The organism is Microcystis sp. LE19-84.1B (assembly GCF_027531875.1).
Classification (GTDB): domain Bacteria; phylum Cyanobacteriota; class Cyanobacteriia; order Cyanobacteriales; family Microcystaceae; genus Microcystis; species Microcystis panniformis.
This window is the reverse complement of sequence record NZ_JAPZSR010000422.1, coordinates 1-13133: the sequence shown is the minus strand read 5'-3', so window position 1 is coordinate 13133 and position 13133 is coordinate 1. Positions and strand designations below refer to the sequence as shown.

The window sequence follows — 13133 nt, the reverse complement described above, 5'->3', positions numbered from 1 at the left end:
TATCATACTTTGTGCTTTTTGTCAAAAAAACTTTTTTTTTGCAATAAAACTACATAAAAAAAAGATCATCGTTGTGGGTGAAATTGACTGATTTACCCGTCTTAATTAGGATCACCTTCTAGGTGTGGCAAGGGTTTCAACTATTGCTGCCCAAAAAAGCACAGAACAACCCATTATGAAATTCTATCAAATCGCTGTAACCGGCATAACATCGTTGTTAAATAAAAATCTTTCTCAATTAATTCTTAAGAATTTGTAAATATTGCGGAATGTTAATTTAAATATTCTCAAGTTTTTGCAGTCAATAAATAACTTTTGCTTATTTTTGACCAACATTGGGTTAGAAGTCAGGAGAAAGGAGTCAGGAGTCAGGAGTCAGGAGTCAGGAGATAGGAGACAGGTTTTAGGTGTTGGGGGTTGGGGTTTTGGGGTTTTGGGGTTTTAGTTCAATTTCCCCACTTCCCCACTTCCCCACTTCCCCACCTCCCCAATTCATAATTCATAATTCATAATCCATAATTCCCACTCCCCCCACACCCTACACCCCACACCCCTCTCCCATTCCCCGATAAATGCCAAAAATCCAGCTTAAAACCCCAAAATCCCCACATCTTGCCGCCATGGTAGCACTTGATCGCAGCAGTCTCGGCGGTATTTGGACCCTATCCGGTTATGAACGGGAATTAAACAGCCCCAACAGTGAATTATTAATTCTTACCCTAGACGGGGAGGACGAAACCCTAATCGGATTAGCTTGTTTTTGGGCAATTCTCGAAGAAGCGCATATTACCCTCCTGGCAATTTATCCCGACTATCAAAGACAAGGATTAGGAAAACTGCTTCTCTACAAACTGCTTGAAAAGGCTGTACAAAGACAACTGGAAAGGGCTACGCTAGAGGTAAGGGTATCGAACCAGTCAGCGATCGCACTCTACGAGCATTTTGGCTTCCGCGTCGCTGGAGAGCGTAAAAATTATTATCCGCAAACTGGCGAATCAGCCCTAATTTTCTGGCGCAACGATCTACAAACAGCCGCTTTTCAGGAACAATTAAGCAAGTGGCGACAAGAAATCCTCTCAAGACTGGCACGGGGAGAGTGGCAATTAGAGGAAGAAAGCAGAGCCAAAATAGATACCATGGGGATGCAATGATTACTTACCAGCTTAAATCAGGTCGAGGTTAGGGAAAAATGAGGATTTTAGTGTTAGCGTGGGAATTTCCACCGCGATTAGTGGGCGGTATCGCCCGTCATGTCGCCGAACTCTATCCCGAAATCGTCAAACTCGGTCATGAAGTCCATTTAATCACGATCGAATTTGGTCAGGCCCCCAGCTACGAACTGGTGGAAGGTATTCACATCCACCGCGTCCCCGTCCCCCCCGGCAATGACTTTTTCCATTGGGTGGTCAACATGAATAACAGCATGGGGCAACAGGGCGGCAAAATAATCGCCGAATACGGAAAATTTGACCTTGTTCATGCCCACGATTGGTTAGTAGGGGATGCGGCCATTGCCATGAAACATCTCTTTAAAATACCCCTGATTGCCACTATTCACGCCACGGAATACGGACGTTACAACGGACTGCACACCGACACCCAACGCTATATCGCCGGCAAAGAGGGAACCCTCGTCTATAATGCTTGGCGCGTTATCGTCTGTACCGGCTATATGCGTCATGAAGTCCATCGGGCTTTGGGCGCACCCTGGGATAAGATCGATGTGGTTTATAACGGTATTCGGGCTGAGAAAAAGCAAAGAGACCCTAACTTTGATTACCGAGCTTTTCGTCGTCAATATGCCGAAGATTACCAAAAAATCGTCTATTACGTCGGGCGCATGACCTTTGAAAAGGGGGTTTCGGTGTTACTCAACGCTGCCCCAAAAGTCCTCGACCACACCGGGGCTAAAACTAAATTTGTCATTATCGGTGGCGGCAATACCGACAAACTCAAACAACAGGCCTGGCATCTCGGTATCTGGCATCATTGTTATTTTACGGGCTTTATGTCCGATGAAAACCTCGATCGCTTCCAAACCGTGGCCGATTGTGCCGTTTTTCCCAGTCTTTACGAACCTTTTGGCATTGTCGCCCTGGAAAGTTTCGCCGCTAGGGTTCCCGTGGTAGTTTCCGATACCTGCGGTTTTCCCGAAGTTGTCCGTCATGGTCAAACGGGAATTGTCACCCGGGTCAATAATCCCGATTCCCTCGCTTGGGGCATTTTGGAGGTTTTAAATCATCCCGAATACGCCCACGAATTAGCTAATAACGCCTACGAAGACCTAGAAAAACGCTTTCATTGGGCGAATTTAGCCCGTCAAACCGAGACAGTATATGGTTTGGTTGTCCAAGAACGACAACTGGTAGAATGGCGTTAATCAGGGAGCGGTTTTTTAGCCTTCAGCCGTCAGTATTGGGGGTCAGTTTATGTCTTAAAATAACAAAGGCACAACTTAACTTCTCCAAATATGACTATGAAAGCAGCTGAAATTATGACCACGGAGGTGGCCAAGATTAAAGGTTCTGAAACCGTTGCCAAAGCGGTACAATTGATGAGAGAAAAGAACATTAGAACTCTTATTGTCGATCGCCGTCACGATGAAGATGCCTACGGAATTATCACCGAAACCGATATTGTCTATAAAGTCGTCGCTTTCGGTCAAGATCCGCAAAAAGTGCGCGTCTATGAAGTGATGAGCAAACCCTGCATCGTGATTAATCCCGACCTCGGGGTTGAATATGTGGCCCGCTTATTTGCTAATACGGGTATTCGTTTCGCACCGGTAATTAAAGGCGGTTTGCTCGGTGTTATCTCTGTTAGTGACATCCTCCATAAAGGTAACGCCGTCGAAAAGCCCCGCAGTCTTGATTTAGAAGCGGAGATTATCAAAGCGAGAGATATTGCCCGGGTAGTCTGTGCGGAAAAAGGGGGAAATTCTCCCGATTGTGCCGCAGCTTGGGATGTTGTTGAGGAATTACAGGCAGAATTGGCACACCAACGCGCTAAAAAACCAGAAAAAACCTATTTTGAGGAATACTGTCAAGAAAATCCCGATGCTTTTGAAGCTCGTATTTATGACACCTAATCTCCATCGGTTTTCGGTATTCTCCGATACCTCAAACTTTTTAATCTGGCAAAAGTAGTGTATAAAGGTTTTATTTGCTAATAATCGAGGAAAAACTATGGCTGATCTATTTGTCATCGCCTATGAGGACGAATTTAAAGCGGAAGAAGTTCGTTTAACTTTGGCTAAACTGCAACAGGAACATCTCATCGAGTTAGAAGATGCTGCCGTAGTGGTTAAAAACAAAGATGGCCAGATTAAACTCAAGCAAGCGGTCAATTTAACGGCAGCAGGAGCCGCTAGTGGCAGTTTCTGGGGGTTATTAATCGGAATACTCTTTTTATCCCCCTTATTAGGGGCCGTCCTCGGTGCTGCCGGTGGCGCTTTGGGAGGTGCTTTAAGTGATATCGGTGTGGATGACAATTTTATGCGCGAATTGGGAGAAACCCTGCAGCCCAGTACATCTGCTCTCTTTGTTCTCGTCCAAAAAGTTACCCCCGATAAGGTCCTCGATGAAGTGGCCCCCTACGGAGGTAAAGTGTTACGCACTTCTTTGACCAAAACCGACGAAGCTGAATTACAGAAAGTTCTCGACCAAAGAGGTGTTAAACCCGAAACGGTTTAGGATCTGGGTCCATAAAAGCTAGAAAAAGGGAATATATTTCCCTTTTTGCTTTTTGAGCAAGAATGGGTTTAGCATGACCACCACAGCAGCTATAAAATAAGAAACAATCAATAATTATTAATGAACTTTAAGCTTTGATCGAGAATAAAAGTGCTTCAGTGTCGTAGTATTTATTCGTTAATCCCATTGATTGCATTCCTAATCTTTCGGTGACACGAATTGAGCGATAATTATCGGGATTAACCACTGCGTAGATAATCGGCAATTGTAAGGTGATTAAGCCGTATTCTAGAATAACTTTAGCCGCTTCGGTTATGTATCCTTGTCCCCAATAATCGCGTCGTAAATGCCAACCAATTTCGCTATCTGGGGTAGGATAACCGTAGTTATCGGGTAAATTCTGTAAAATTATCGAACCGATAATCTGATTATTTTTTCGATCGATCATTGCCCACCAATCGCTGCCATTACCTTGATTACGAATAGTTGGTAATCTTTCGGAAAAATGGGCATTTAAACTCTCAATATCCGTGGCTAACTGACGAATTCTCGGTAAAAAATAAGTGACTTCGGAATTTTGATAGATCTGAAAAAAAGACTCTTTGTCTGTGGGTAGTTGCCAAGGACGGAGAATTAGGCGATCGCTTTTCATTGTTTTAGTGAGCAAATTATAGCAATTCTCTGGCTGAGATTAGGGATTATTGTTGATAAAAAAACTTCTAAATCCCACGGCTAGTAGGGAACCACTTAAGACAGTTATCAATGTCCAAATTTGATTCTTTTGGGTTCCTTCGACTTTCTCTAAGCGTTTATTCATGTCATCAAATTTACTATCAAGAGTTTTAATATCACCTTTAACTTCCGTGAGTTCAATCTTTAAATCGGTAGTATCTTTTTGAAGATTTTTGACATCAGCTTTTATTTCCGCTTGTCCATTCTCGATCACCTTCAATCGATTGTCCACCTCAATCAGTCGAGTTTCCGTGGTAGTGAGTCGCGTTTCCACGGTAGTGAGTCGATTGTCCACGGTAGTGAGTCGATTGTCCACCTCAATCAGTCGAGTTTCCATGGTAGTGAGTCGATTGTCCATGGTGGTGAGTCGATTGTCCATGGTGGTGAGTCGATTGTCCATGGTAGTGAGTCGATTGTCGATCTCGTTGAATCGATGTTCGATTATCTTCTGTCCATTGAGGATTAAATCTTCTAGTCTTTTTAAATCATTATCCGTAGCAGTGGTGGTAGTCATTGATTAAACTCCTATAATTTCAATTTGCTCTTATTTTTATTATTATAGCCTTTCTTATAAACATGAAGTATGATCGGCTCTCTTGGGTTCGGTGGGTAAAATATATTATAGGATACATTCCTGCTGGCGGTCGCAACGCGCTCGCTACGCGAGATCAACTGGAACGAACCACAAAGACACAAAGGACACAAAGATTGATCGCTTCCAGATAATCTAAACTTATCACATACCTTTTAAAGAGGATTATTATTAGCTATATATTTGCTGCTTGAGCAAATATGTTCAGCGAGCATCACTCCCGTTAGAGTGAGATAAGATTAACTCTTATTCCTCACCCTAACTACTAGGAAAAACCAGCAATTAAATTAGGCACCTTGGCGCAATTTGTCCAAAACCGATCGATCTTCTAGAGTAGAAGTATCACCGGAAATCTCTTGACCTGATGCTAAAGTTCGCAAGAGACGACGCATAATTTTACCCGATCGCGTTTTTGGCAGTACATCGGTAAAACGGATTTCTCCCGGTCGAGCAATAATGCCAATTTCCTTGACAACGTGATCCTTTAATGCTTGCGCTAACTCCTGACTCGCTTCATAATGTCCCTCGAGAGTCACAAAAGCATAGACTTCTTCCCCTTTAATTTCATCCGGCCGTCCCACCACAGCCGCCTCTGCTACCGCAGGATGAGATACTAAAGCTGATTCGATCTCCATTGTCCCTAAACGGTGGCCAGAAACGCTAATTACGTCATCAACGCGCCCCATTACCCAGAAATAACCGTCCTCGTCCTGACGACTACCATCCCCAGCAAAATAGAGATATTGGCCATCTTTGGGGGCGATCTGTTCCCAGTAGGTATTGCGGAAGCGATCGGGATTTTTATAGACTGTTCGCATCATACCGGGCCAGGGATGTTTGACCACCAGATAACCCCCCTCATTCGCTTGGGTGGGATTGCCCTCTAAGTCCACCACTGCGGCGATAATACCGGGAAAAGGTAGGGTTGCTGACCCCGGTTTGGTGGCAATTGCCCCGGGTAAGGGAGTAATCATAATTCCCCCGGTTTCCGTTTGCCACCAAGTATCGACAATCGGACATTTTTCCTTACCGATAACCCGGTGATACCACATCCACGCTTCCGGGTTAATCGGTTCTCCCACGGTTCCCAGTAAGCGCAAAGAGGATAAATCCCGGCTATTGGGGATGTCTTCACCCATTTTGATAAAAGTGCGGATGGCAGTGGGGGCAGTATAAAAGATATTAACGCGATATTTCTCGATTACATCCCAAAAACAGCCTAAATTAGAGGGACGGGGAACCCCTTCATACATTACCGTCGTTGCACCATTGGAAAGCGGTCCGTAAACGATATAACTATGGCCAGTAATCCAACCCACATCGGCAGTACACCAGTAAACATCGGTGTCTTTCAGGTCAAAAATCCATTTGCTGGTGACATGGGTGTAGAGATTATAACCGGCGGTGGTGTGGACGACTCCTTTCGGTTTGCCGGTGGAACCACTGGTATAGAGGATAAATAACATATCTTCACTATCCATGGGTTCGGCCGGACAATTAGCAGATACCTGTTTTTGTAGATCATGCCACCAGTAATCGCGATCGGCAACCATATTGATGGGTTCCTTGCTGCGCTGGACAACGAGAACTTTTTCCACACTGGGGGCGCTATTATCGGCTAGGGCCAGATCCACCTGTTCCTTGAGAGCAACGACTTTATCCTTGCGAAAACCACCATCGGCAGTGATTACCACCTTAGCGGCCGCATCATTAAGACGCTCGCGCAAAGCATCGGCACTAAATCCCCCAAAAACGACACTGTGGGGCGCGCCAATTCTGGCACAGGCTAACATGGCGATGGCCGCTTCGGGAATCATCGGCATATAAATTCCGACCACATCGCCTTTTTTCACGCCTAATTCCTTTAAAGCGTTGGCAAATTGACACACTTCTCGGTGTAGCTGTTCGTAGGTAATGGTGCGGCTGTCTCCCGGTTCTCCTTCCCAGATGATGGCGGCTTTATTACGTCTCCAGGTGGTGAGATGTCTGTCAATACAGTTGTAACAAATATTAATCTTGCCGTTGACGAACCATTTAGCAAAGGGGGGCTGCCAGTCAAGAGTCTCTGACCATTTTTCAAACCAATGTAGTTCTTTTTCGGCTAATTGAGCCCAAAAAGCCTGGGGATCGGCCTTAGCTTTGGCGTAGAGTTGCTGGTATTCTTCAAGGCTTTTAATGGTGGCATTCTGAGAAAATTCGGCACTGGGAGGAAACAGCCGATTTTCCTGTAGGATTGATTCGATCGCTATTTCTGTCATACTGGCAAACGAAATAAATTATCTTGCGATCCAGATTACCTTTTTCGGTTCCCCCCGTAACCCCGGCAAGCAATTCTTTAAGGCTATTTTAGAATTGCCCGATCCCTGACTAGCGATCGCCATTTGTCCCCAAGTGTTACAGAGTTTAAAGTTATGTCACCGATCGAGCGATGAACAGATCGCTGTAAGGTAAACTAACCGATAAACCCGAAATTTAACATGGAGAACACTCGGTAAGGAGTCATAATTCAATGTCTCATAGCGTTAAAATTTACGATACCTGTATCGGTTGCACCCAATGCGTTCGGGCTTGTCCCCTCGACGTGCTGGAAATGGTTCCCTGGGATGGCTGTAAAGCTGCCCAGATTGCCTCTTCCCCCCGCACGGAAGACTGTATTGGTTGTAAGCGTTGCGAAACCGCTTGTCCGACGGATTTCTTAAGCATTCGGGTTTATCTCGGAGCAGAAACCACCCGCAGCATGGGTCTAGCCTACTAGGCCCGGCAATCATTCTGTGTTTAACATTTAGCGAAAACTAATCTTGTTAAGAGGACTAACCAGTCCTCTTTTTTTTGCTATACTCCCTTCGCTAGTTCAAATTTTAGTTAGGGCTGGCTGAAAAAGTACGGGCGAAGCATTCGGATAGAAAATCTACGGTTTCAGCGATAAGTTATTGCCCGAATGCTTCGCCCCTACAGGGCGCAATCGCCGATCAAGATGCAAGGTTTTTGAGCCACTAGCTTTAAAATCTTGTACCTGCTTCGCCAAACAGGCCCCAAACCCCTTACCTCGTCTATATTTCACATTTATTCAGCAGACCCTAGTTAGGTAATTCCCCAAAAAGTTGACGATATTTTTGCAGTTTTGCCTCCATTTCTACTAACTGCTGATTAGCCTGTTCAGCCCGTTGGCGTTCATTTTCTGCCCGTTGCTTTTCCTGCTCCAGTAGTTGATTAATTTCGCTGTAGGACAAGAATTGAGTACCATCAGGACGATAAATTTTTAACTCGTCGGTTAGGTCAAAACGAATGCCTAAACGGGGACTCACCCAATTATTAACCTCACTAACACTGTCTAAACTGTCACCAATTCGCTGCCAAGCTTCTAGACTATTATCATCGGGATCATAGACGTAGTATTCTTGGACTCCATAGCGATCATAAAATAGCAATTTTTTGGCCATTTCGATGGAGGTATTACTGGGAGAAAGAATCTCAAAGACGACTTGAGGAGCAAGATTATCTTCTTGCCATTGTTTGTAAGAACCTCGATCGCCTTTCGGTCTGCCAAATACTACCATCGTATCAGGAGCGGCAGCAATTTTCGGCTGGCCTTGCACGGGATACCATAACAGATCCCCCGCTACAAATACCTGGGGATCATCGATATATAACCAGTCGATATTCTGCTTAATCGTCACTATCCAGTTAAATTGTTTAGTATTATCTGCCATCGGTTTACCGTCGCTCTCAGGATAGATAATCTCGGTTTTGTTAACTTGACTAACCATGGAAAATACCTGCCGAACTCATTGGGCTATTTTCATTATAAGCTGTTCGTAATTTAAATTGCTTGTTGAGACGAGGCAAGAGGCAAAAGGCAAGACCACCCCGATGTCGGGGGGGCAAGGGGGGGGAGATTCGGCTAATCTAAAAATAAGCGGTTTAAATACGTCTTAGCTTATAATAATTTTGAACTAAGTAAGGAAAATACCAATCTTGATTTTAGAACTACAGCAAGTAAATTTAGCTATCCGACGGGGCAGTGCTTATCTGTTAGAAGATATTACTTTTAGCATCAAGCAAGGAGAAAAGTTAGCTATTGTCGGAGCATCTGGGGCAGGAAAAACGACTCTTTTACGATTGTTAAATCGTTTGCAGGAACCCAGCACGGGAAATATTTATTTTCAAGGTAAATCGATTAAGGAAATGCCGGTTATTTCCCTGCGACAACAGATAGTTTTATTGCTACAAGAGTCGAAGTTATTAGGGATGAATGTTCGAGATGCGCTCGCTTATCCTCTGCAATTAAAAAAACTTACCCCTGCGGAAATTAATCAGAGAATTGACCATTGGACATCCCTATTAAAAATTCCCGAACAGTGGTTTGAACGCGGGGAGTTAGAATTATCTTTAGGACAAAGACAATTAGTGTCAATTACCAGAGCTTTGCTGTTAGAACCGACCATACTGTTATTAGATGAACCTACGTCTGCTCTAGATACAGGAACGGCCAGCAGGTTATTAGAAGTATTAAATAATCAAAGTTCAATGACGATAATTATGGTTAATCATCAACTAGATTTTTTAGAGGAATTTGCCGAGCGAGTTATTTATCTAGAAGCGGGAAAAATTGGTTCAGATTGCCTTGCCAATCAATTAGATTGGTTAGGGTTAAAAACTCAGTTAATTGACCTAGAAAAATCTCGACAAAGTGACCACTGGTAAGATTAACTTAAAATTGCTGCGCCCTCCTGAAAAACTAATAATTCTCCTGAATTAATCGGTGTCCAAACTTCATTATCAGTTAAGGGAGTAGTGGCAATAATTGCTACTTGATCGCTCGGACTGGTTAAAGCTTGAAAATCAACGCTCACATCTTCATCAATTAAATGAGCAGCGGCAAAAGGATATTGCCGGATTATATAGCTTAATTTTGTCGAACAATGGGCAAAAAAATGTTCACCATCGGATAAAAGATAATTAAAAATTCCTTGACAAGCGATAGAGTTTGTGATAGTTTTTAAGACTTGATAGAGTTGTTCTAGGGAAGGTTTGCCCTGGGGAAAAGTCTCTCGCAGGGTATTAAGAATTAAACAGAAAGCTCTTTCCGAATCTGTGTCCCCAACCGGTTGATAAAAATCTCCCGCAGCCGGTGAGAAATTTTCTAAATTACCATTATGGGCAAAAACCCAATATTTTCCCCACAATTCCCGCCGAAAAGGATGACAGTTTTCTAGTTTAATTTCTCCTTGGGTAGCTTTGCGAATATGGGCGATAACATTGGTAGAATGGATGGGATAGTTTTTAATTAATTCCGCAATCGGAGAAGCGATCGAGGGTTGAACATCAATAAAAGTTCGACAACCTAAACCCTCAAAAAAAGCAATTCCCCAACCGTCTCGATGTTCGTCGGTTTTTCCTCCCCGCGCACAAAATCCCTCGAAGGAAAAACAGATATCCGTGGGGACATTACAATTCATGCCTAGAAGTTGACACATAGTTGCTTGAGTTTGAATATCAGATGCCGGCAAAATTACTTACTGCCAGCAGCCGTGACAGAAGACAGGAGAATTTCTTCCAGCTGCCTCTTGCCTATCCTAGCTAAGAAATTAATCTGGCACTAAGTAGGTAGGTGTTAAAAACTTTCAAACACCCCCCTTATCAAGGCTGACAGGGGGGATCAAACCCCCCTTATTAAGGGGGGATTAAGGGGGGATCAAACCCCCCTTATCAAGGGGGGATTAAGGGGGGATCGACACCCCCCTTATCAAGGGGGGCAGGGGGGATCAAACCCCCTCAAGGTAGGGTTGATTCATGAATCAACCCTACCTTGAATCAACCCTACTATGAATCAACCCTAGGGGCAGGGGGCGGGAAATTCGGCTAATCTAAGAATAAGCGGTTTAAATGCGTCTTAGCTTACAAGCTACAGGCAAGTTTTCCATTTTTGGGCGATAGAAAGGATTAATTCTTTTTCTGCTAGGGGTAAATTGGCCGCCTGTCGGTCGATTATATCCCTTAATTCCCCGATAATCCGATCTCTAGTCCCTCGGGAGTAACTTCCCTGCACTAAAGCCATTTCTGCGATAACTCGATTTAAACTGCTGATAGCTTGCCAAGTTTGCGGACGTAATGAAGGTTCTGCGGCAATGGGGGCAACCTCCAGGGAAGCGATACTATCGGGAGTTGCTGCCTGACTAAATCGGTGTAAAGTTTGGGCTAGACTATACATTTCTTCCCCGTAGGCGAGGGAACGTACCACAGCAAAGGCTTTTTTGGCTTTTTCGGTGTCCTGTTGGTGAAGATACCAAAAACCAGCGGCGGCGGCGCGAGCAGGAGTATCTAGACGGATTTGGCTGTCAGCAAGAGAAAACAGTTTCGCCGACGCGGACGCATATTTTAACAATTGCCAATCGGAGGGATTTTCTGCCAGACGGGAGACGCGATAGATAATTTCTGCCTCTGGGAATTGCGGTAAAACGCAATTAACGGCGGCAAGAACAGGAATAAACTGGCGGCTGTACCGAAGGTATTGATTGAGGTTATTAATAGCCGTTTCCCAGTCTTGCTGTAACCATTGTTGTAGAGTCGAGGTTAACCCCGGCAGCGGTAGAAGGGTAATACGGGGAAAAAGTCGTCCTTGGGGGCCCGCCAAAAGCCCGATTAGCCAATTATCAGGACGGAAAAAGGCGAATATAAACACCACGCCTAACACCACGCCGAACGCCAAGCCCGACACCGCGCCCGACACGCCCGACACGCCGAACACGCCGAACACGCCGAACACCGCGCCGAACACCGCGCCGAACCACACGCCGAACCACACGCACCACACCACGCCCAGCACCATCGCACCCAACGCCAAGCCCCGCGCCACGCCCAACGCCACGCCCGACAACACTAACCCCACGCCCGACACCACGCCCGACACCACGCCCAACGCCACGCCCCACACCGCGCCCCACACCGCGCCCCACACCGCGCCCGACAACACGCCCCACACCACGTCGCCTGACAACACGCCCGACACGCCCGACACCGCGCCCGACACCGCGCCGAACCCCACGCACCACACCACGCCGGGCACCACCAAAAACAACACGCCCGACAACTCGCCCACGCCCGACCTTGTCTCCCTTGACGCGAGCCACACCGCGCCCAACACGCCCGACGCGCCCAACACGCCCAACAACACGCCCAACACCCCGCCCCACACCGCGCCCAACACCGCGCCCAACACGCCCAACACCGCGCCGAACACCGCGCCGAACACCGCGCCGAACACGCCCAACAAGCCCGACACCACGCCCAACACCACGCCCAACACCACGCCCGACGCCACGCCCGACGCCACGCCCGACTCCACGCCCGACGCGCGCAACAGCCCGCCCCACACCATGACCCACACCCCGACCTTAAACGCCACGCCCGACTCCACGCCCGACTCCACGTCCGACTCCACGCCCGACACCGCGCCCAACACCGCGCCCAACACCGCGCCCAACACCGCGCCCGACAGCACGTCCCCCCAATTAACAGAAAGTCCTAAATTTGCTGCTATGCTACAGATAATTAGAACGATAATTACAGTTAAGAGAAGACCCTGAATCCTTAGACGCAATTGTACGGGATGGTTATCGCCGCCGCCTCTCGTTTCCACATACCAGCGTATTGCTTGGGGAAAATAAAACACCCAGTACAACAGCAAAAGATAATCAAAGGGATTCCATAAAGATAAATCGCGTCTGAGTTTAGGAGCGAGATTAATGGTGGGGACGGTACTTTCCTTCATAATTTCTATCTCTGGCTATTTACCCGGTGATGGTTTAGTGAACTACTCTCAACAGAGTTGAGAGCTTCCTATTTCACGGGGGATTGCCTCAAGACGGACTTACGCCCAACTTTTGGTCTTACATCCCCTCTATAGGCAGTATCGCTAGTTCCTAACGACAATATCCGTAAGGCTTCATTAGAACTCTTGCAAATTAATTATATGTTATAATGATGGGTTAACTAATTTTCCCCAAAAAATTAGTTAACCAGTACATTAGTCCTGAATGAAAACTTGAAGTTTAACTTTTAACTCAAAACTCTTTAGATATGCTTTAATTTGGTTATCAAAACCTCTTTATTTAAGC

General features: G+C 45.8%; 13 protein-coding genes. 7 read left to right on the top strand and 6 right to left on the bottom strand.

Annotated elements, in window-relative coordinates:
• Positions 1–262: 262 nt before the first annotated feature.
• The 5 genes from O9324_RS23720 (at position 263) to O9324_RS23700 (ending at position 3692) form a co-directional block, all read left to right on the top strand.
• Complete coding sequence (locus O9324_RS23720) at positions 263–445, top strand: hypothetical protein (protein WP_287628694.1); 183 nt, start codon at positions 263–265, stop codon at positions 443–445.
• A gap of 127 nt (positions 446–572) precedes the next feature.
• Positions 573–1151, top strand: a complete 579-nt coding sequence (rimI, locus tag O9324_RS23715; RefSeq protein ID WP_287628693.1) for a ribosomal protein S18-alanine N-acetyltransferase — start codon at positions 573–575, stop codon at positions 1149–1151.
• Between the two features lie 38 nt (positions 1152–1189).
• On the top strand, positions 1190–2380 hold the full coding sequence (locus O9324_RS23710) for a glycosyltransferase family 4 protein (protein ID WP_288141480.1): 1191 nt from the start codon (positions 1190–1192) through the stop codon (positions 2378–2380).
• A gap of 90 nt (positions 2381–2470) precedes the next feature.
• A complete protein-coding gene (locus tag O9324_RS23705) occupies positions 2471–3088 on the top strand; it encodes a CP12 domain-containing protein (protein WP_002764953.1) in 618 nt (205 codons plus the stop codon).
• Positions 3089–3185: 97 nt separating this feature from the next.
• A complete protein-coding gene (locus tag O9324_RS23700) occupies positions 3186–3692 on the top strand; it encodes a DUF1269 domain-containing protein (RefSeq protein WP_002764962.1) in 507 nt (168 codons plus the stop codon).
• A gap of 127 nt (positions 3693–3819) precedes the next feature.
• Here the strand turns inward: O9324_RS23700 and O9324_RS23695 are convergent, their stop codons facing one another.
• The 3 genes from O9324_RS23695 to acs all read right to left on the bottom strand — a co-directional run bounded on the left by O9324_RS23695 (position 3820) and on the right by acs (position 7274).
• Positions 3820–4344 (bottom strand): GNAT family N-acetyltransferase, encoded by a 525-nt coding sequence (locus tag O9324_RS23695; protein WP_002786264.1) that lies wholly within the window; start codon positions 4342–4344, stop codon positions 3820–3822.
• 39 nt (positions 4345–4383) lie between these two features.
• Positions 4384–4938, bottom strand: coding sequence for a hypothetical protein (locus tag O9324_RS23690; RefSeq protein WP_288141479.1), 555 nt, complete (start codon positions 4936–4938; stop codon positions 4384–4386).
• Positions 4939–5303: 365 nt separating this feature from the next.
• Positions 5304–7274 carry an acetate--CoA ligase gene (gene acs, locus O9324_RS23685; protein WP_288141478.1) on the bottom strand — a complete coding sequence of 657 codons (1971 nt, stop codon included), beginning with the start codon at positions 7272–7274 and terminating at the stop codon, positions 5304–5306.
• Between the two features lie 251 nt (positions 7275–7525).
• Here acs and psaC point away from each other — a divergent pair, with 251 nt between their 5' ends.
• Entirely contained in the window at positions 7526–7771 is a 246-nt protein-coding gene (gene psaC, locus O9324_RS23680; RefSeq protein WP_002734319.1) for a photosystem I iron-sulfur center protein PsaC, read from the top strand.
• A 322-nt stretch (positions 7772–8093) separates the two neighbouring features.
• Here the strand turns inward: psaC and O9324_RS23675 are convergent, their stop codons facing one another.
• Complete coding sequence (locus O9324_RS23675; RefSeq protein ID WP_288141477.1) at positions 8094–8783, bottom strand: Uma2 family endonuclease; 690 nt, start codon at positions 8781–8783, stop codon at positions 8094–8096.
• A gap of 208 nt (positions 8784–8991) precedes the next feature.
• Between O9324_RS23675 and O9324_RS23670 the strand changes: the two genes are divergently transcribed.
• Entirely contained in the window at positions 8992–9720 is a 729-nt protein-coding gene (locus O9324_RS23670; protein WP_288141476.1) for an ABC transporter ATP-binding protein, read from the top strand.
• Between the two features lie 2 nt (positions 9721–9722).
• Here O9324_RS23670 and O9324_RS23665 read toward each other — a convergent pair whose 3' ends face one another.
• Positions 9723–10493 carry a class II glutamine amidotransferase gene (locus O9324_RS23665; RefSeq protein ID WP_287628686.1) on the bottom strand — a complete coding sequence of 257 codons (771 nt, stop codon included), beginning with the start codon at positions 10491–10493 and terminating at the stop codon, positions 9723–9725.
• A 428-nt stretch (positions 10494–10921) separates the two neighbouring features.
• Positions 10922–12787 carry a hypothetical protein gene (locus O9324_RS23660; RefSeq protein ID WP_288141475.1) on the bottom strand — a complete coding sequence of 622 codons (1866 nt, stop codon included), beginning with the start codon at positions 12785–12787 and terminating at the stop codon, positions 10922–10924.
• Positions 12788–13133: the final 346 nt, after the last annotated feature.

Bases quoted from the DNA above. Each gene is read 5' to 3' on its own strand.
- rimI (WP_287628693.1), top strand. From the start codon at position 573: ATGCCAAAAATCCAGCTTAAAACCCCAAAATCCCCACATCTTGCCGCC.
- O9324_RS23710 (WP_288141480.1), top strand. From the start codon at position 1,190: ATGAGGATTTTAGTGTTAGCGTGGGAATTTCCACCGCGATTAGTGGGC.
- O9324_RS23705 (WP_002764953.1), top strand. From the start codon at position 2,471: ATGACTATGAAAGCAGCTGAAATTATGACCACGGAGGTGGCCAAGATT.
- O9324_RS23700 (WP_002764962.1), top strand. From the start codon at position 3,186: ATGGCTGATCTATTTGTCATCGCCTATGAGGACGAATTTAAAGCGGAA.
- O9324_RS23695 (WP_002786264.1), bottom strand. From the start codon at position 4,344: ATGAAAAGCGATCGCCTAATTCTCCGTCCTTGGCAACTACCCACAGAC.
- O9324_RS23690 (WP_288141479.1), bottom strand. From the start codon at position 4,938: ATGACTACCACCACTGCTACGGATAATGATTTAAAAAGACTAGAAGAT.
- acs (WP_288141478.1), bottom strand. From the start codon at position 7,274: ATGACAGAAATAGCGATCGAATCAATCCTACAGGAAAATCGGCTGTTT.
- psaC (WP_002734319.1), top strand. From the start codon at position 7,526: ATGTCTCATAGCGTTAAAATTTACGATACCTGTATCGGTTGCACCCAA.
- O9324_RS23675 (WP_288141477.1), bottom strand. From the start codon at position 8,783: ATGGTTAGTCAAGTTAACAAAACCGAGATTATCTATCCTGAGAGCGAC.
- O9324_RS23665 (WP_287628686.1), bottom strand. From the start codon at position 10,493: ATGTGTCAACTTCTAGGCATGAATTGTAATGTCCCCACGGATATCTGT.
- O9324_RS23660 (WP_288141475.1), bottom strand. From the start codon at position 12,787: ATGAAGGAAAGTACCGTCCCCACCATTAATCTCGCTCCTAAACTCAGA.